At 71.4% G+C, this 16,157-nt stretch carries 19 protein-coding genes; 10 read left to right on the top strand and 9 right to left on the bottom strand.

The window, feature by feature from the left end; all coding sequences use genetic code 11:
• Together AB0F15_RS22350 and AB0F15_RS22345 are read left to right on the top strand one after the other, a co-directional pair.
• The coding region (locus AB0F15_RS22350; RefSeq protein ID WP_360273309.1) for a hypothetical protein at positions 1 to 220 on the top strand (220 nt) is incomplete at its 5' end.
• On the top strand, positions 217 to 1,062 hold the full coding sequence (locus AB0F15_RS22345) for an NUDIX hydrolase (RefSeq protein ID WP_360273307.1): 846 nt from the start codon (positions 217 to 219) through the stop codon (positions 1,060 to 1,062). The genes AB0F15_RS22350 and AB0F15_RS22345, both read left to right, overlap by 4 nt.
• Here the strand turns inward: AB0F15_RS22345 and AB0F15_RS22340 are convergent.
• From AB0F15_RS22340 to AB0F15_RS22330, 3 genes are read right to left on the bottom strand one after another with little or no spacing between them, the layout of a single operon-like run.
• Positions 1,059 to 2,198, bottom strand: coding sequence for a glutamate--cysteine ligase (locus tag AB0F15_RS22340; RefSeq protein ID WP_360273304.1), 1,140 nt, complete (start codon positions 2,196 to 2,198; stop codon positions 1,059 to 1,061). The genes AB0F15_RS22345 and AB0F15_RS22340 overlap by 4 nt on opposite strands.
• A 10-nt stretch (positions 2,199 to 2,208) precedes the next feature.
• Positions 2,209 to 2,763 (bottom strand): hypothetical protein, encoded by a 555-nt coding sequence (locus tag AB0F15_RS22335; RefSeq protein ID WP_360273301.1) that lies wholly within the window; start codon positions 2,761 to 2,763, stop codon positions 2,209 to 2,211.
• Positions 2,760 to 3,527, bottom strand: coding sequence for an alpha/beta fold hydrolase (locus AB0F15_RS22330; RefSeq protein WP_360273299.1), 768 nt, complete (start codon positions 3,525 to 3,527; stop codon positions 2,760 to 2,762). The genes AB0F15_RS22335 and AB0F15_RS22330 overlap by 4 nt, the downstream gene beginning before the upstream one ends.
• Positions 3,528 to 3,740: 213 nt before the next feature.
• Here AB0F15_RS22330 and AB0F15_RS22325 point away from each other — a divergent pair, with 213 nt between their 5' ends.
• The 3 genes from AB0F15_RS22325 (at position 3,741) to AB0F15_RS22315 (ending at position 5,622) form a co-directional block, all read left to right on the top strand.
• Positions 3,741 to 4,502 carry a lysophospholipid acyltransferase family protein gene (locus AB0F15_RS22325; RefSeq protein WP_360273296.1) on the top strand — a complete coding sequence of 254 codons (762 nt, stop codon included), beginning with the start codon at positions 3,741 to 3,743 and terminating at the stop codon, positions 4,500 to 4,502.
• A 66-nt stretch (positions 4,503 to 4,568) separates the two neighbouring features.
• Entirely contained in the window at positions 4,569 to 5,057 is a 489-nt protein-coding gene (locus AB0F15_RS22320; protein WP_360273293.1) for a polyadenylate-specific 3'-exoribonuclease AS, read from the top strand.
• A 406-nt stretch (positions 5,058 to 5,463) separates the two neighbouring features.
• The gene (locus tag AB0F15_RS22315) at positions 5,464 to 5,622 is read left to right on the top strand and encodes a hypothetical protein (RefSeq protein ID WP_360273291.1); all 159 of its coding nucleotides are present in this window, start codon (positions 5,464 to 5,466) and stop codon (positions 5,620 to 5,622) included.
• 137 nt (positions 5,623 to 5,759) lie between these two features.
• Here the strand turns inward: AB0F15_RS22315 and AB0F15_RS22310 are convergent, their stop codons facing one another.
• The gene (locus AB0F15_RS22310; RefSeq protein ID WP_360273288.1) at positions 5,760 to 6,842 is read right to left on the bottom strand and encodes a 3-deoxy-7-phosphoheptulonate synthase; all 1,083 of its coding nucleotides are present in this window, start codon (positions 6,840 to 6,842) and stop codon (positions 5,760 to 5,762) included.
• Positions 6,843 to 7,123: 281 nt separating this feature from the next.
• Between AB0F15_RS22310 and AB0F15_RS22305 the strand changes: the two genes are divergently transcribed.
• Complete coding sequence (locus tag AB0F15_RS22305; RefSeq protein WP_360273285.1) at positions 7,124 to 8,149, top strand: 6-phosphofructokinase; 1,026 nt, start codon at positions 7,124 to 7,126, stop codon at positions 8,147 to 8,149.
• Between the two features lie 53 nt (positions 8,150 to 8,202).
• Here AB0F15_RS22305 and AB0F15_RS22300 read toward each other — a convergent pair whose 3' ends face one another.
• The 4 genes from AB0F15_RS22300 to AB0F15_RS22285 form a co-directional block, all read right to left on the bottom strand.
• Positions 8,203 to 9,090, bottom strand: coding sequence for a CU044_5270 family protein (locus tag AB0F15_RS22300; RefSeq protein ID WP_360273283.1), 888 nt, complete (start codon positions 9,088 to 9,090; stop codon positions 8,203 to 8,205).
• A complete protein-coding gene (locus tag AB0F15_RS22295; protein WP_360273280.1) occupies positions 9,083 to 9,667 on the bottom strand; it encodes an RNA polymerase sigma factor in 585 nt (194 codons plus the stop codon). The genes AB0F15_RS22300 and AB0F15_RS22295 overlap by 8 nt, the downstream gene beginning before the upstream one ends.
• Positions 9,668 to 9,733: 66 nt before the next feature.
• Positions 9,734 to 11,170: an aromatic amino acid ammonia-lyase gene (locus AB0F15_RS22290; RefSeq protein WP_360273277.1), complete on the bottom strand. Its 1,437-nt coding sequence runs from the start codon at positions 11,168 to 11,170 to the stop codon at positions 9,734 to 9,736.
• 34 nt (positions 11,171 to 11,204) lie between these two features.
• Positions 11,205 to 11,849, bottom strand: coding sequence for a group II truncated hemoglobin (locus AB0F15_RS22285; protein ID WP_360273274.1), 645 nt, complete (start codon positions 11,847 to 11,849; stop codon positions 11,205 to 11,207).
• A 68-nt stretch (positions 11,850 to 11,917) separates the two neighbouring features.
• Between AB0F15_RS22285 and AB0F15_RS22280 the strand changes: the two genes are divergently transcribed.
• Positions 11,918 to 12,250 (top strand): helix-turn-helix domain-containing protein, encoded by a 333-nt coding sequence (locus tag AB0F15_RS22280; RefSeq protein WP_360273271.1) that lies wholly within the window; start codon positions 11,918 to 11,920, stop codon positions 12,248 to 12,250.
• A gap of 9 nt (positions 12,251 to 12,259) precedes the next feature.
• Here the strand turns inward: AB0F15_RS22280 and AB0F15_RS22275 are convergent, their stop codons facing one another.
• Complete coding sequence (locus AB0F15_RS22275; RefSeq protein ID WP_360273318.1) at positions 12,260 to 12,568, bottom strand: metalloregulator ArsR/SmtB family transcription factor; 309 nt, start codon at positions 12,566 to 12,568, stop codon at positions 12,260 to 12,262.
• Between the two features lie 92 nt (positions 12,569 to 12,660).
• On the opposite strand from AB0F15_RS22275, the gene AB0F15_RS22270 reads away from it, so the two are divergent.
• From AB0F15_RS22270 to tesB, 3 genes are all read left to right on the top strand, one after another.
• A complete protein-coding gene (locus tag AB0F15_RS22270; RefSeq protein WP_360273269.1) occupies positions 12,661 to 13,326 on the top strand; it encodes a DUF2461 domain-containing protein in 666 nt (221 codons plus the stop codon).
• A gap of 150 nt (positions 13,327 to 13,476) precedes the next feature.
• A complete protein-coding gene (gene pyk, locus AB0F15_RS22265) occupies positions 13,477 to 14,901 on the top strand; it encodes a pyruvate kinase (RefSeq protein WP_360273267.1) in 1,425 nt (474 codons plus the stop codon).
• A gap of 36 nt (positions 14,902 to 14,937) precedes the next feature.
• Positions 14,938 to 15,834: an acyl-CoA thioesterase II gene (gene tesB, locus AB0F15_RS22260; RefSeq protein ID WP_360273264.1), complete on the top strand. Its 897-nt coding sequence runs from the start codon at positions 14,938 to 14,940 to the stop codon at positions 15,832 to 15,834.
• Positions 15,835 to 16,157: the final 323 nt, after the last annotated feature.

Here is a 16,157-nt window from a genome sequence, read left to right as displayed (position 1 = left end):
CAGCCCGATCGCCAGCAGCACGACCGCGCCGGCGATCCAGACCCAGATCGGTACCCCGCTCGACGCCGGTTGCGAGGACGCCTGCCCGGTTGGTTGCGTTCAGCGCACCGAAGGCCACATTGGGTGCGTTGAACGCACCGAAGGCCACATTGGGGCGCTTGGACGGAGCGGGGCCGTACCCATCGATGACCGGCCGACCTGTGACACGCTGAACCGGTGAGTCACCTGTCCGCCGCGAGCGTCTTCGTCCGCTGTTCCTGCGGGCACCTGCACTGGGGCCGCTACGGTGCCGCCGGCCTGCTGCTCGTCGACCCCGCCCGCGGTGTCCTCCTGCAGCGCCGCGCCTGGTGGGTGCACCACGGCCGCACCTGGGCACTGCCCGGCGGCGCCATCGAAGCCGGCGAGACCGCCGTGACCGCCGCCGCCCGGGAAGCCTTCGAAGAAACGTCCGTCCCCGCCGACGCCTTCCGCGCGGTCTCCGCCTCCGTCGTCGACCACGGCGACTGGAGCTACACCACCGTGCTCGCCCTCGCCGACGGCGCCGAGGCCCGCGTCGCCAACACCGAAAGTGCGGAGCTGCGCTGGGTGGACCCCGACGACGTTCCCGGTTACCCGCTCCACCGCGACTTCGCCGCCGCCTGGCCGGACCTGCGCGACCGCGTCGGCCAGGAGCTGGTCCTGGTCGTCGACGCCGCGAACGTCGTCGGTTCGCGGCCGGACGGCTGGTGGCGTGACCGGCACGGCGCCGCCGAGCGCCTCCGCGACCAGCTCGCCAAGCTCGCCGCGGCCGGCGTGCCGGACCCGGACGACCCGGCGGTCACCTGGTGGCCACGGATCGTCCTGGTCGTCGAGGGCCGGGCGAAGAACGTCACCGGCGTGACCGGCGTCGAGGTCGTCGCCGCGGACACCGACGGCGACTCGAAGATCGTCGAAGTCGTCGCGCAGCAGAAAGCCAAAGTCCTCGTCGCGACGGCCGACCGGGAGCTGAAACGGCGCGTCGAAGCCCTCGGCGCGTCGACCCTCGGTCCGGGCACGCTCCGCACGCAGCTGGACGAGCTCTAGTCCTTCGCGATCCCGTCCCGCATCTCGGCGACCAGCGACGCGACGACGGCCTTCAGGCTGCCCTTGTGCCGTTCCGCGACCGCCCGCTGCCGCCGGTAGCTCGGCCCGTACCGCAGGATCGTCTCGACGTCGCGCAGCTCCGCCACGCAGTCCAGCCGCCGCGCCACCGGCTCCAGCCGGTCCAGCAGCTCAACGACGTCCTCGGTGACCAGCCGCTCGCGCCCGGCCGCGTCCAGGATGACGATCGCGTCCGTGCCGTAGCGGGCCGCGCGCCACTTGTTCTCCTGGACGTGCCACGGCGGCAGGGTGGGCAGGATCTCGCCGTCGTCGAGGCGCTCGCTGAAGTCGTCGACCAGGCACTGCGTCAGCGCCGCGATCGCGCCGACCTCCTCCAGCGTCGGCAGGCCGTCGCAGACCCGCATCTCGATCGTGCCGAGCTTCGGCGAGGGCCGGATGTCCCAGCGGATCTCCGAAAAACTGTCGATCACGCCGGTGGTGAACATGTCCTCGACGTAGCTCTCCAGCTCCGCCCACTTCCGGAACTGGAACGGCAGCCCGGCCGTCGGCAGCTGCTGGAACATCAGCGCCCGGTTCGACGCGTACCCGGTGTCCTCGGCGCCCCAGTAGGGCGACGACGCCGACAGCGCCTGCAGGTGCGGCGCGTAGTTGAGCAGCGCGTCGAGGATCGGCAGCACCTTCTCGTGGTGGTCGATCCCGACGTGGATGTGGACGCCGTAGATCAGCATCTGCCGTCCCCACCACTGGGTCCGGTCGATGAGCTTGGCGTAGCGCTCCTTGTCGGTGACCTTCTGCTGGTACCAGTTCGAGAAGGGGTGCGTGCCGGCCGAGAACATCTCGACGCCGAGCGGGTCGGCGACGCCGTGCACGACGTCGAGGGAGCCGCTCAGGTCGGCTTTGACCTCGCCGATCGTCTCGCAGACGCCGGTGATGATCTCGATGGTGTTGAGCAGGAGCTCCTGCTTGATCTTCGGGTGCTCGGCGGCGCCGTCCGGGCGCACCGCTTCGAGGATCTGCTCGGCTACCGAGGACAGCTCGCCGCTGCGCCGGTCGACCAGGCCGAGCTCCCACTCCGCGCCCACGGTCGATCGCCGCGAAGGACTGAACTCGATGTGCATCGTCGTCCGTTCACACCTGGGCGCCGGTGCTGGGATCCGCGCCCGGCGGCGGCCCCTGACGCACCCGGAGCAGCAGCAACGCGATCGCCGTCGCGAGCGCGAGGATGCCCAGCGGCGTCGCCACCGTCGGGCCGACCCCGATCGCGCCGGGCAGGATCAGCAGGAAGAGCCCCGCCAGGAACAGCAGCAGGATGAGGAACGCCCCCATCTTCGGCCGGGGCAGCGGCGGCGGCTCCGGCGGGACGTAGTGCTCGTCGTCGTCCGCCGGGTCGTCGGAGAAGATCGTGGTGTCCCACGACGTGCCCCCGGACCGCCAGCCGGGATCCGGCGGGGTCTCCACGGACGGCGGCTCGGCGGGCCGCTCCGGCTTCTTGCGCGGCTCGGTCTCCGCGGCGGCCCCGGACCCCGCCGCTCCGCCCGAGCCGGCGCTGCCCGCGGCGCCGGCCGTGTCGGCGGTGCCGGCGGTGTCTTCTTCGGGGAGCCCGAACCCGCCGGCCCGCAGGTCGGCGACGATCTCGGCGAACGTCGCGTCGACGTCCTCCGGCCCGTCCTTCCCCCGGCTCATGCGGTCTCCTCCGGCTGTGCGGCGTGCGCCTTCGCGAACTCGACGCTACGCGTGAAAATCACCTCGGCGTCGTTGTCCTGCGTCGCGACGTGGTAGCTGTTTTCCAGCACGACCTCGGTGACGTCGGTGCTCGAGACGCCCGCGAGCACCAGCTGCGAGTTCACCGGCTCGACGACGTGGTCGACCGACGAGTGCAGCAGCAGCACCGGCTGCGTCACCTTGCCCAGGTCGGCGCGCACGACCGCCCACAGCTTCGCCAGGCTCGCCGCCGCGCGCACCGGCGTCCGCGGGTAGGCCAGCTCCGTCTCGCCCGGCTTCTTGATGTCGTTGGCGATCGCCGGCACCGACGGCACGACCCGGCCCAGGACCGGCAGCAGCCGCGTGTCCCACTTCAGCCGCGTCACCGACGGGTTGACCAGCACGATCCCGGCGATCCGGTCGCCGAACTCCTCGGCCAGGCGCAGCGTCAGCGTGCCGCCCATCGAGAGGCCGCCGACGAACACCGTCCGGCACGTCGCCAGCAGCGCCAGCAGCGCCTCGCGGACGGCGCCGTACCAGTCTTCCCACGTCGTGCGGTTCAGGTCCGGCCAGCGGGTGCCGTGGCCCGGCAGCAGCGGGCAGCGCACCGTGAACCCGGCCCCGGCCAGGTGGTCACCCCAGGCCCGCATGCTCGCCGGGGTGCCGGTGAACCCGTGGCAGAGCAGGAACCCGGTTTCGGCCGAACCGGTGTGGCCGAACGGTTCCGCGCCGGCGAGCACGCCCATGCGATCGCCTTCCGTGTGAGCGGTGGAGTCCGTCCATGCTCTCACGCCCGGCGGACGTTGTGGGGGTCCGCCCGGGCTCGGAATTCGCTGTGAGATCGATCGCTGCCGGCGCGGTATCCGGGTGGTCCGCGTTGTGCGGCGGCCGTCCGGGTTCGTAGGCTGTCCGTCGCGGGTGAACAGGGGCTGCGGCGGCGATGGAGGACTGAGGCACCGGTGCTGTACTGGCTCATGAAGTGGGTGTTCATCGGTCCGCTGCTCAAGACGCTGTGGCCGACCAAGGTCGTCGGCGCGGAGAACATCCCCGAGACGGGTGGCGCGATCCTGGCCGGCAACCACCTGGCCGTCGCGGACTCGTTCTTCATGCCGCTCCGGGTCAAGCGCAAGGTGACCTTCCCGGCCAAGTCCGAGTACTTCACCGAGCCCGGGTTCAAGGGCAAGCTCAAGAAGTGGTTCTTCACCGGGGTCGGCCAGTTCCCGATCGACCGTTCCGGGGGCAACGCTGCGCAGGCCGCGCTCGACACGGCGATCCGGCTGGTCAAGGCCGGTCACCTGCTGGGTATCTACCCCGAGGGCACCCGCTCCCCGGACGGACGGCTGTACAAGGGCAAGACCGGCGTCGCCCGGATCGCCCTGGAGTCCGGCGGCGTCGTGGTCCCGGTGGCGATGATCGGCACGGACAAGGTCAACCCGATCGGCTCCAAGATGTGGTGGCCGCGCCGCCTCGAGGTCCGCTTCGGCAAGCCGCTGGACTTCTCGCGTTACGAGGGCCTCGCGGGCGATCGCTTCATCGAGCGGTCCATCACCGACGAGATCATGTACGCCCTGATGGAGCTGTCGGGCCAGGAGTACGTCGACATCTACGCGGCGAAGGCGAAGGAACTGCTGGCCGCCGAGGCCGCCGGAGTCAAGCCGAAGGTGCCTTCGCAGCCCGGCGCGCGTGACGCGGCCCGGGTGCCCGACACCAAGGTCGGCTGACCCGCCGCCGTCCTCCCCACCACCGCCCTCATCGGAGGCGCTGCGCGCCGCTGCTAGTTTCTCCCAGTGCGTTTTTTCTACGACACCGAGTTCATCGAGGACGGCGTGACGATCGATTTGGTGTCGATCGGGGTGGTTGACGAGCGTGGCCGCGAGTTCTACGCGGTCTCCACCGACTTCGACCCGGCGAAGGCCGGGCCATGGGTCCGTGACAACGTCCTCGACAAGCTGCCCTCACCCGCCGACCCGGCCTGGCGCAGCCGCGAGAAGATCCGCACCGACCTGCTGGAGTTCTTCGGCAAGCCACCGGGCGGCATCGAGCTGTGGGCGTGGTTCGCCGCGTACGACCACGTCGCGCTCGCCCAGCTGTGGGGCCCGATGCCGGCGTTGCCCCGGCAGCTGCCCCGCTTCACCCGGGACCTCCGTCAGCGCTGGGAGGACGCCGGGAAGCCGAAGCTCCCGGCGGCGCCGACCGACCAGCACGACGCACTGGCGGACGCGAAGCACAACCTGGCCCGCTGGGACGTCATCGAGAACTACTTCCCGCGCCGCTGACCCTCGCTGGCGTTGCTGCTGCGCCGCTGGCGCCGCCGACCCCGCTGCGCCGCCGAGCCGCTGATGCAATGCCGCGAATGACTCATTCGAGACGTGGGACATCCCCAATGAGTCATTCGCGACGTCGGTCGCCGGTCCGCGCGCCCCGAAACTGTCGGTGCCCCCCGGTAACGTGAAATCCGGGGGACCCCAGGGCGGGGACCTCTCCGTGGCGCACCCGCCGGAACCCCGTCAAGCGCGGCGCCGTGTCGTTCCCGACCTAGCGCGTGGGCCGTGGATAGTCTTCCCCTCGTCAGCAACGCATCTGGACCCGGACAGGTCGACCAAGGAGCCGTCGTGCAGCCCGACTGGGTTCAACGCGAGCGCCGAGAGGGCGCTCGCAGCGTTTTGACAGGAGTCGCGCCTCATGCTGGGGAGCTCCCTGACGGCCGTCGGCGCCGTCTTCACCCTGTGCTTCATCACAGCCATGGCTGTGTGCGTGTACATCGTCCGCAAGACCGGCAGCGCTGAAGGACTCCGGGACTTCGCCGAGGTCATCAGGGCATTCCTCCGGCGCAAGCCGTGATGTCCGACCCGGCCGGTCGTGGCTGCGGTGTCTGCCGCACCCGAGGTGGCGTTCCGGCGTGCCCGAAACGCCACCCCGAAACGCCACCCCGAAACGCCACCCCGAAACGCCACCCCGAAGTGCGGCGGCGTCCGAGCTCAGCGGCGTGCCCGCACCGCCGAGGCCAGCTCGTCCAGCAGCGGTGCCGTGTCCTCCCACGCCAGGCAGGCGTCCGTGATCGACTGCCCGTACGTCAGCTGTTCCGGGTGCCCCAGATCCAGGTCCTGCCGCCCGGCCGCGAGGAAGCTCTCCATCATCAGCCCGGAGATCCCGCGCTCGCCGTCGCCGATCCGCGTGGCCAGCTCGCGCACCACCGCGGCCTGCCGCGCGATGTCCTTGCCGCTGTTGCCGTGGCTCGCGTCGATGATCACGCGCTCCGGCAGCCCGGCCTTCGCCAGCCGGGCCAAGGTGTCCGTCACCGTTGCGGCGTCGTAGTTGGGGCCGGCGTTGTGGCCTCGCAGGATCACGTGGCAGTCCGGGTTGCCCGAGGTCGTCAGCAGCGCCGCGAGGCCGTCGGTGTTGATGCCCGGGAACACGTGGCTCGCCGCGGCCGCGCGGGTCGCGTCGACCGCCACCTGGACGTCGCCCTCGGTCGAGTTCTTGATGCCCACCGGCATCGACAGCGCGCTGCACAGCTGCCGGTGCACCTGGCTGGCCGCCGTCCGCGCGCCGATCGAGCCCCACGTGACGATGTCGGCGATGAACTGCGGCGTGATCGGGTCGAGGAACTCGCAGCCCACCGGCAGCCCGAGCGCGGAGACGTCGAGCAGCAGCTTCCGGGCCAGCCGCAGGCCCTTGTTGACGGCGAAGGTGCCGTCGAGGTCCGGGTCGTTGATCAGGCCCTTCCAGCCCAGTGTGGTACGCGGCTTTTCGAAGTACACGCGCATCACGATGTGCAGTTCGCCGCGCAGCTCCTCGGCCTTCGCGGCCAGCCGGGCGGCGTAGTCGAGGGCGGCGGCGGGGTCGTGCACCGAGCACGGGCCGACCACGACGAGCAGCCGGTCGTCCCGGCCTTCGAGGATGTCGACCGTCTCGGCGCGGCCCTGCCGCACGACCTTGGCGACGGCGGCGTCGACCGGATGGTCTTCGCGCAGCAGCGCGGGCGAAATGAGCGGACTGATCGACGTGGTGCGCGCGGCGTCGAGGTCACCGATGGTGGCGGGGCCGGCCGAGAGCGTCATAGCGGGGGGTCCTTCCTGGTGGACACCGACCCGCGGGGGACTCGCCGAGCCGGTTGGGAATCCGGCTCGGGGGTGGAGGTCAGCGCAGGTTCACGCCGCCGTGCCCACCCGGGGCCGGCTTCGTAAACCAGAAATAGCGCTGCACGGGCGTCAACGTAGCACAGGCCGGACACGGACCGATCCGGCAGGTGGTAGGGGCTGCACCGATCAAGAGGAGAGCCGCTACGCTGGCGGACGACGAAATGTGACTGTCATCTCCCGAGAACAGACGGAGGCTTCTCATGCGTGTCGGTGTGCTGACCGGCGGCGGCGACTGCCCGGGGCTCAACGCGGTGATCCGCGCGGTGGTGCGCAAGGGCATCGAGGTGCACGGCTGGGACTTCGTGGGCTTCCGCAACGGCTGGAACGGCCCGCTGACCGGCGACAGCCGCCCGCTGGGCCTGAACGACGTCGAAGACATCCTCACCCGCGGTGGCACCATCCTGCGGTCCTCGCGCACCAACCCGTACAAGGTCGACGGCGGGGTCGACAAGATCAAGCAGGTCCTCGCCGATCAAGGCGTGGACGCGCTGATCGCGATCGGCGGCGAGGACACCCTCGGCGTCGCGAAGCGGCTCACCGACGACGGCATCGGCGTCGTGGGCGTGCCCAAGACGATCGACAACGACCTGGGCGCCACGGACTACACGTTCGGCTTCGACACCGCGGTCTCCATCGCGACCGAGGCGATCGACCGGCTGCACACCACGGCCGAGTCGCACCACCGCGCGCTGGTCGTCGAGGTCATGGGCCGGCACGCCGGCTGGATCGCGCTGCACTCCGGCCTCGCCGGTGGCGCCAGCGTGATCCTGGTGCCGGAGCGGCACTTCAACGTCGACCAGGTCGTCTCCTGGGTCGAGCGCCGCTTCGAGAAGGAGTACGCGCCGATCATCGTCGTCGCCGAGGGCGCGCTGCCCGAGGGCGGCGAGGAGAAGCTGCTGACCGGCGAGAAGGACGCCTTCGGGCACGTCCGCCTCGGCGGCATCGGCACCTGGCTGGCCGACGAGATCGCCCACCGCACGGGCAAGGAGTCCCGGGCGGTCGTGCTGGGCCACGTCCAGCGCGGCGGCACCCCGACGGCCTACGACCGCGTCCTGGCCACCCGGTTCGGCCTCAACGCGGTCGACGCGGTCGCGGACGGCGACTTCGGCGTCATGGTCGCCCTCAAGGGCACGGACATCGTCCGCGTGAAGCTGTCCGAGGCGACGGCCGAGCTGAAGACGGTCCCGGCCGAGCGCTACCAGGAAGCCGAAGTCTTCTTCGGCTGAGTCTGCCGTCGAAGGGCCGCTCCGGGATACACCCGGGGCGGCTCTTCGCGCGTTCAGGGCCGCTGCCGCACGGCGTCGACGATGCCCTGGCTCACCACCACACCGGTCCCGACGCCGAGGTAGGCGAAGGTGACCGGGTCGAACAGGAAGTAGTCCTGGTTGCCGATCCCGTGCTCGGTCGTGCTGTCCCAGGTGATGCCGAGGACGGCCCGCCCGGTGCCGTCCTTCGCGTCGGTGCGGACGACCAGGCCGGGCACCTTCGCCACGGCCTCGTAGAGCGCGGCCCTGGCCGCCGGCCGCAGGTAGCCCTCGGCCAGCGTGACGATCTCGTTGCCGAGGTCGAGCAGCGTGTCCCCTTCGCCATACGTGCTCTGGTGGAGGTAGGCGAGCATGGCGTCGGCGTCCGTGGGCAGGTCCGCGGGGGCGGCGGGGTGCGGCACGCACCGGTTCGTCACCGTCCGCCCGCGGCTCTCCTTCTGCACGCGCTTCCCGTCGCGGCAGCCCGCCAGCGAAGCTTCGTGGCCGTACAGGAACGCCAGCCCGTCGTGGGTTCCGTCCACCGACGCCCACGTTTCGTTCTCCAGGCCGTTGGCGAGCCGGGTCCTGGTGTAGACGAACTGGTCCGATCGCGGGACGAGGTCCGGCAGCGCGCGGGCCTTCGCGGCCGCGGTGCGCAGGATCCGCACCGGATCGGTCACCGAGGGAGCCGGTGAAACCGGGCCGGGCCGGACGACGTCTTCCGCCGGGGTGAGCACGACGGCGGCAGCGGCGGCCGCGGCGAGCCCGGCCGCGGTGAGGCCGGCCCACACCCCGGGCCGGCGCCGGGCCGGTCGTCGCGCGGTCGTCGCCGCGATCAGCTCCGCCCGCTTCCTGGCCAGTTCACCGCTCGCCGGAAGCACGGCCGGTCCGGTGAAGTCGCGAAGCAGCTGCAGATCATCCATGGTTCGAAACCTCCTCGGCGAGCGCGGATCCCAGATCCGCACGGAGCTTCCTGCGGGCCCGGTTCAAGCGCGAGCGGACGGTGCCGACCGGGATCCCCAGCGCCGCCGCGACCTCCTCGTAGGCCAGCCCTTCCCAGGCGATCAGCAGCAGGACGTCGCGGTCCCGCCGGGCCAGCCCGGCCAGTGCGCCGGCCAGCCGTCCGGTCTTCGCCTGCGCGGTCACCCGCTCGGCGACCCGGTCCGCATGGCAGTCCTGCTCGGCGGGCGGGCCGAGGGCGGCCCGCAGCCGGTACTCGCGGGCCTCTTCTCGACGGCGCTGGCCGACGAGGTTCGTCGCGATGCCGTAGAGCCACGGCCGGGCGCTCGGGAACGCCGGGTCGTAGCGGGCGCGTCCGCCGAACGCGATCAGGAACGTCTCGCCCATCAGGTCGTCGGCGACCTGGCCGCCGAGCCGCCGGGCGAGGTAGCGATGGATGTGCGGCGCGTGGCGGTCGAAGACCACCGCGAACCGCTCCGGGTGCTCCAGCGATGCGGTGATGACGTCCGCGTCGTCCCCGGCTTCACCTGGTGAACTCATGAACCGCCTGCCTGTCGTGAGGCCATCTGCTCCCGTTGTTGGCGGAACGGGCGAATCGAGTTCACGTTAGATGCGGGCCAGCTGCTCCAGGACTCCGCCGGCCGCGGCGATGTCGCCGGTGAGCGGCCGGTCGTCGACGCTGTCGTCCAGCACCGCGGCCGCGGTGTCGAAAGCGTCGCGCACCGGCAGGTCCACCAGGTCCGCGTCCCGCATCCGCAGCGCGCGGACCGCCGCCACCAGCTCGCACGCCAGCACCTGCTGGTAGGCCGAGCACGCCGCGGTCGTCGCCCGGGCCGCCTGGGTCGAGAAGCTCGCGTGGTCCTCGATGCCGCGGGACACCACCGCCGTGCCGAGCGTGGCCGGGAGCGCCGCCTGGCGCAGCTCCGTCAGCGCGTCGTGCGCCACGTACTCCAGGATCATCACGCCGGAGCTGCCCGGCGGCCCGGCCGCCAGGAACGGTCGCAGCCCGGTGAACTCCGGCTCCACCAGGTCGCCGAGCCGCGCCACCGACAGCTCCGCCACCTGGTGCACGGTCGCCCGGGCCTGGTCCAGCGCCGTCGACACGTACGCGGTGTGGAAGTGCGCGTGGTGGTACGCGTCGCCGTGCGCCGTCGAGATCATCGGGTTCTCCGTGCCCGCGTTGATCTCCACCGCGAGCACGTCCCGCAGGTAGCGGATCGCGTCCAGCGCCGGGCCCTGCACCTGCGGGAACGCCCGCAGCCCGAACGGGTCCTGGATCCGCCGCCCCGGCTTGGGCGTCTGGTGCATGCCCAGCAGCCGCCGCATCTCGGCCGCGCACGCGACCTGCCCCGCGTGCGGCCGCGCTTCGTGCACCGGCGTCGCGTACGCCTCGGGGTTGCCGTCGAGCGCGACGTACGTCAGCGCCGCGACGGCGTGGCTCGCGCGGGTCAGCGTGTCCAGCCGCATCGCCGCGAGGGTCGCTTCGGCCAGGGTGGCGGCATTGCTGCTCATGAACGCCAGCGCGTCCCCCGCCCGCACCGGCACCGGCGGGACGTCCCCGGTGATCCACGGCCGCTCGCCGGTGAGCGCCAGCGCCACCTCGGCCAGCGGCGCCAGGTCGCCGGTGCCGATGGCGCCGAGCCGGTGCACCAGCGGCACCGCACCGGTGCGGACCGCCGCGGCCAGCGCGTCGATCAGCTCCGGGCTGATCCCGGAGTGCCCGGCGAGGAGCTGGTTGAGCCGGATCAGCAGCGTCGCCCGCACCTGGCCGGGCGGCATCGGGTCGCCGCTGCCGCCGGCGTGGCTGCGCAGGAGCCGCTGCCCGTGTTCCGTGGAGCTCTCGACCGGATCGTCCTTGTTGGCCCCGACGCCGGTGGTCCGGCCGTAGACCACCCGCCGCGTGCTCAGCTCCCCGGCGAGCTGCCACGCGTGCCGGGCCGCCCGCAGCGCGGCGATCGAGACGTCGATGCCCAGCGGGCCCTCGGTGCGCGCCGCGGTCACGACGTCCGCGCACCGCAGGGTGCGGCCGTCCACCCGGATCAAGGGCAGCCTCCTTCCGGCTGCCCTCACTATGCGGCTAGGAGGCCGGTGGCTGCCACGGCGGCATCGCCCAGTCCCAGTGCGGGACCGGCTCGTGGAGGTTCGGCTCGGCGCCGGGCGCGGAGAACACCACCGCCAGGCGGCTGCCCCACTCGAGGTACCCGGCGAACGCGGCCCGGAACTCCGGGTCGTCCGGCAGGCCGGCCTCGTCGGCGGCGTCGAGCAGCAGGCCCACCCACCGGCGGCGTTGCGGCTCGGTGATCCCGCGGCCGAGGTGGCGGCCGATCATGTGGGCGTGCCCGCCGTGCGCATCCGAATAGCCGGCCGGGCCTCCGAAGACCTCGCCGAGCCAGCGGGCGACGTACTCGGCGTGGTGCGGGTCCATGTGGCGGAAGACCGGCTCGAGCAGCGGATCTTCCAGCACGTGGCCGTAGAAGATCGTCATCAGCTTCACGAGTGCTTCGTGGCCGCCTGCCCAGTCGTAGAGCGTGGGGGTGGTGGTTTCGTAGCGTTCGGGTTCGGCGTCGGGCGTGAAGCCTTCGATGCCGGAGAACGGCGCCCCGCCCGGGATCTTGACGAGGTACCGCCCGGGGCCGCGCTCGATCGCGTGCCCCGCGGCGGCTTTTTCGAAGTCCGCGCTCGCGGTTTCTGGCACGGTGTAGCGGACGTAGTCGACGATCACCCGGTCCAGGCAACCAGGGGCGGCCCGGCCGGGCAACCACGTACTTTCCGGTGCGTAGGGAGAACGGGATGAAGCGCTACCACTGCGCGGTCGAGCTGGCCGTCGACCTGATCGGCGGCAAGTGGAAGCCGGTGATCCTCGCGCACCTGAAGGAGGGCGCGCATCGCTACGGCGAGCTGCGGCGCCGGATGCCGGGGGTGAGCGAGAAGATGCTGACCCAGCAGCTGCGCGAGCTGGCGGCGGACGGCCTCGTCCGCCGCGAGGAGTTTGACGGCCGGGTCCCGCACGTCGAGTACCACCTCACCGCGGTGGGGGAGGAGCTGCGCCCGGCGCTGACGGAACTCCACGAGTGGGGCGAGCGCCGCGCGGCGGAGCGGGGCATCGCGTTCGGCGCGCCGTGACCCGATGGCTCAGCCGGGGTCCGTCTCTTCCAGGCGGCGCTCCAGGGCGTCCAGCCGGTCCGCCCAGAACCGGCGGTAGGGCGCCAGCCAGGCGTCGATCTCGAGCAGGGGTTCCGGGCGCAGGGCGTAACACCGCCGTTGCGCCGCGACCCGCACCGTGACGAGCCCGGCCTCCCGCAGCACCCGCAGGTGCTTCGACACCGCGGGCTGGCTCAGGTTCAGCTCGCCGACCAGCTCGCCCACCGAGCGCTCGCCGTCCCGGAGCAGGTCGAGGATGATCCGGCGCCGGGGTTCGGCCAGCACGTCGAAGGTCTCCATCACCCTTCGAATGTGCGTGGCCGGGCATATTCCTGTCAAGGAATGAGCGGCGCCGGCGCGGCTCGCCGCGGCCCCCGGATATCGTCGCGGGCGTGAAGTTCAGCGGATTCGGCGAGTACGCCGTCGACTTCTTCGACGGCCTCGTGGAGGACAACTCCAAGCCTTACTGGGACGACCACGTCGAGACCTACAAGACCGATGTCCGGGCCCCGATGGAGGCGCTGCTCGCCGAGCTGGCGCCCGAGTTCTCCGACGGCTTCGGGGAGCCCAAGGTGTTCCGCCCGTACCGCGATGTCCGCTTCGCCAAGGACAAGACGCCGTACAAGACCCACTGCGGCGCCGTGATCGAACAGGGCCGCGGCGGGGGCGCCTACTACGTCGAGGTCGGCCCGGACGGCCTGCGCGTCGGCGGCGGCTGCTTCCACCTCCAGCCCGACCAGCTCGCCCGGTTCCGGACGGCCGTCGACACGGAGCTGCACGGCGAAGCGCTGCGGAAGATCCTCGCCAAGCTGGAGCGCACCGGCTGGGAGGTCAAGGGCGACCGGCTGAAGTCGAAGCCCCGCGGGTTCGCCGACGGCCACCCGCGCCTCGACCTGCTGCGCCACCGCTCGGTGTACGCCGTGCGCGGCTGGGAGCCCGACGACGTCCTGCACGAGCGGGGTGCCCTCGAGCGGGTCCGCAAGGCCTGGCGGCAGCTGCGCGAGTTCAACGAGTGGGCCCGCGACCGGGTCGGTCCGAGTGAACGGCCGCGTCGTTAGCGTGACGGTGACATCCGGGGCTTCGCCCCGGGCCGGGGGCTCCGCCACCCGGACCCCGAAGGAACCTGAGCAGGCAGGCATCTGAACAGTTTCTTGAACATTCGGTATCGGTACAGACGAACGCGCGAAGAGGGACTACGCTATGCGGACGTGAGCCGACGCGCGAAGATCGTTTGTACCCTGGGCCCCGCCACTGCGACCCCCGAGAAGATGCGGGCGCTGGTGGACGCGGGCATGGACGTGGCGAGGATGAACTTCAGCCACGGCAGCCACGGCGACCACAAGCAGGTCTACGACCTGATCCGGGAAGCCGCCGCCGCGAGCGGCCGGGCCGTCGGCATCCTCGCCGACCTGCAGGGCCCGAAGATCCGCCTGGGCACGTTCGCCGGCGGACCGGTCGAGTGGCACAACGGCGACATCGTCCGGATCACGGTCGAGGACGTCGCCGGGACCCACGACCGGGTCTCGACCACCTACAAGGGCCTGGCGAAGGACGCCAAGCCCGGTGACCGCCTGCTCGTCGACGACGGCAAGGTCGGCCTGGTGGTCAAGGGCGTCGAGGGCCCGGACGTGGTCTGCGAGGTCACCGAGGGCGGCCCCGTCAGCAACAACAAGGGCGTGTCGCTGCCCGGCATGGACGTCTCCGTGCCCGCGATGTCCGAAAAGGACATCGAAGACCTCGAATTCGCGCTCGAACTGGGCGTCGACTTCATCGCCCTGTCCTTCGTCCGTTCCCCGGCCGACATCGACCTGGTCCACCAGGTGATGGACCGGGTCGGCAAGGGCAGGCTGCCGGTCGTCGCCAAGATCGAGAAGCCCGAAGCCGTCTACAACCTCGAAGCCATCGTGCTGGCCTTCGACGCGGTGATGGTCGCCCGCGGCGACCTCGGCGTCGAGCTGCCGCTGGAGCAGGTCCCGCTGGTGCAGAAACGCGCCATCCAGATCTGCCGCGAGAACGCGAAGCCGGTCATCGTCGCGACGCAGATGCTCGAGTCGATGATCAACAACTCCCGCCCGACCCGCGCCGAGGCCTCCGACGTCGCGAACGCGGTGCTCGACGGCGCCGACGCGCTGATGCTGTCCGGCGAGACCTCGGTCGGCCGGTACGCGATCGAGGTCGTGGAGACGATGGGCCGGATCATCGAGGCGGTCGAGACCGACTCGCCGATCGTGCCGCCGCTGACGCACGTTCCCCGCACCAAGCGCGGCGTGATCTCCTACGCCGCCCGCGACATCGGCGAGCGGCTCAACGCCAAGGCGCTGGTCGCGTTCACGCAGTCCGGTGACACCGTCCGCCGACTGGCGCGGCTGCACACGCGGCTGCCGCTGCTGGCGTTCACGCCCGAGGACTGCGTCCGCAGCCAGCTGTCGATGACCTGGGGCACCAACACCCACATCGTGCCGCGGGTGGAGTCCACCGACCAGATGATCCAGCAGGTCGACCACGCGATGCTCGACATGGGCAAGTACCAGAAGGGCGACCTGGTCGTCATCGTCGCCGGTTCGCCCCCGGGCACCGTGGGCTCGACGAACCTGATCCACGTGCACCGCCTCGGTGAAGACGACCACGCTTGAGAGACCGACCGCTTGGTATGCACTTAAGCTCCGGGCATGACTGAATTGGCCAGGACGGCCGCCACTGCACTGGAGGTCCCGGGTGGCGGCCAGCCGGTGCTCGACCGCCTGATCGCGCTGCTCGACCTGGAGAAGATCGAAGAGAACATCTTCCGCGGCGTCTCGCCCGCCCACTCGCCGGTGCGGGTGTTCGGCGGGCAGGTCGCCGGCCAGGCGCTGGTCGCGGCCGGGCGCACGGTCCCCGAAGAACGCCGGGTCCACTCGCTGCACGCGTACTTCATCCGCGGCGGCGACCCCAGCGTGCCGATCGTGTACGAGGTCGACCGGATCCGGGACGGCCGGTCGTTCACCACCCGCCGGGTCGTGGCGATCCAGCACGGCAAGGCGATCTTCTCGCTCTCGGCGTCGTTCCAGAAGGACGAACCGGGGATCGAGCACGCCGAGGTCATGCCGGAGGGCGTCCCGGCACCGGAGACGCTGCCGACGCTGGTGGAGCGCGCCGAGGGGTACGAGATCGGTGCGCACGCCCGGCCGCGGCCGATCGACCTGCGGTACGTCAACGAGCCGCCGTGGGTCACCCGCGAGACCGGTGAGCGGCCCGCGCGCAACCAGGTGTGGATGCGCGCCGACGGGAAGCTGCCCGACGATCAGCTGCTGCACGTCTGCGTGCTCACCTACGCCTCGGACATGACCCTGCTCGACTCGGTGCTCGCCCGCCACGGCGTCTACTGGGACACCGACAAGGTGCTCGGCGCCAGCCTCGACCACGCGCTGTGGTTCCACCGGCCGTTCCGCGCCGACGAGTGGTTCCTCTACGACAGCGCCTCGCCGACGGCGTCCGGCGCCCGTGGTCTGGCCACCGGCCGGTTCTTCGCCGCGGACGGCACGCTCATCGCGACGGTCGTCCAAGAAGGACTCCTGCGCGTCTTGTGAGGTTCGCCGGGAAATCACCCTCACGGGCGACGAATAGCCCGAATATCCGTCGCCGGAAAAGGGCATTCGACCCCGGTGAGGGGTCCCGGGGCCGATCGGGGGACGGCCCCGGCCCCTTCGCCCGATGATCGCTCGGCACTCCGCCCGATCATCGTCTACCCTGCTCAGAGGCCGGTCGAAGCCACGGCAGGCCGACCGCCGAGTACCCGACGCAGTGCAGGGTGCGAGGCTGCAGGAGCATTTTGCAAATTGCAGATCGGTGCCGGAATCATCTCGTGTCCATGCTCCACCGAGTCCGCGCCCGGCTGGTTGGATACGGGAAG

The sequence above is a fragment of the Amycolatopsis sp. NPDC026612 genome (assembly GCF_040638285.1).
Lineage (GTDB): Bacteria > Actinomycetota > Actinomycetes > Mycobacteriales > Pseudonocardiaceae > Amycolatopsis.
The sequence above is the reverse complement of the archived record's forward strand: the minus strand, read 5'-3'. Positions and strand labels throughout refer to the sequence as shown.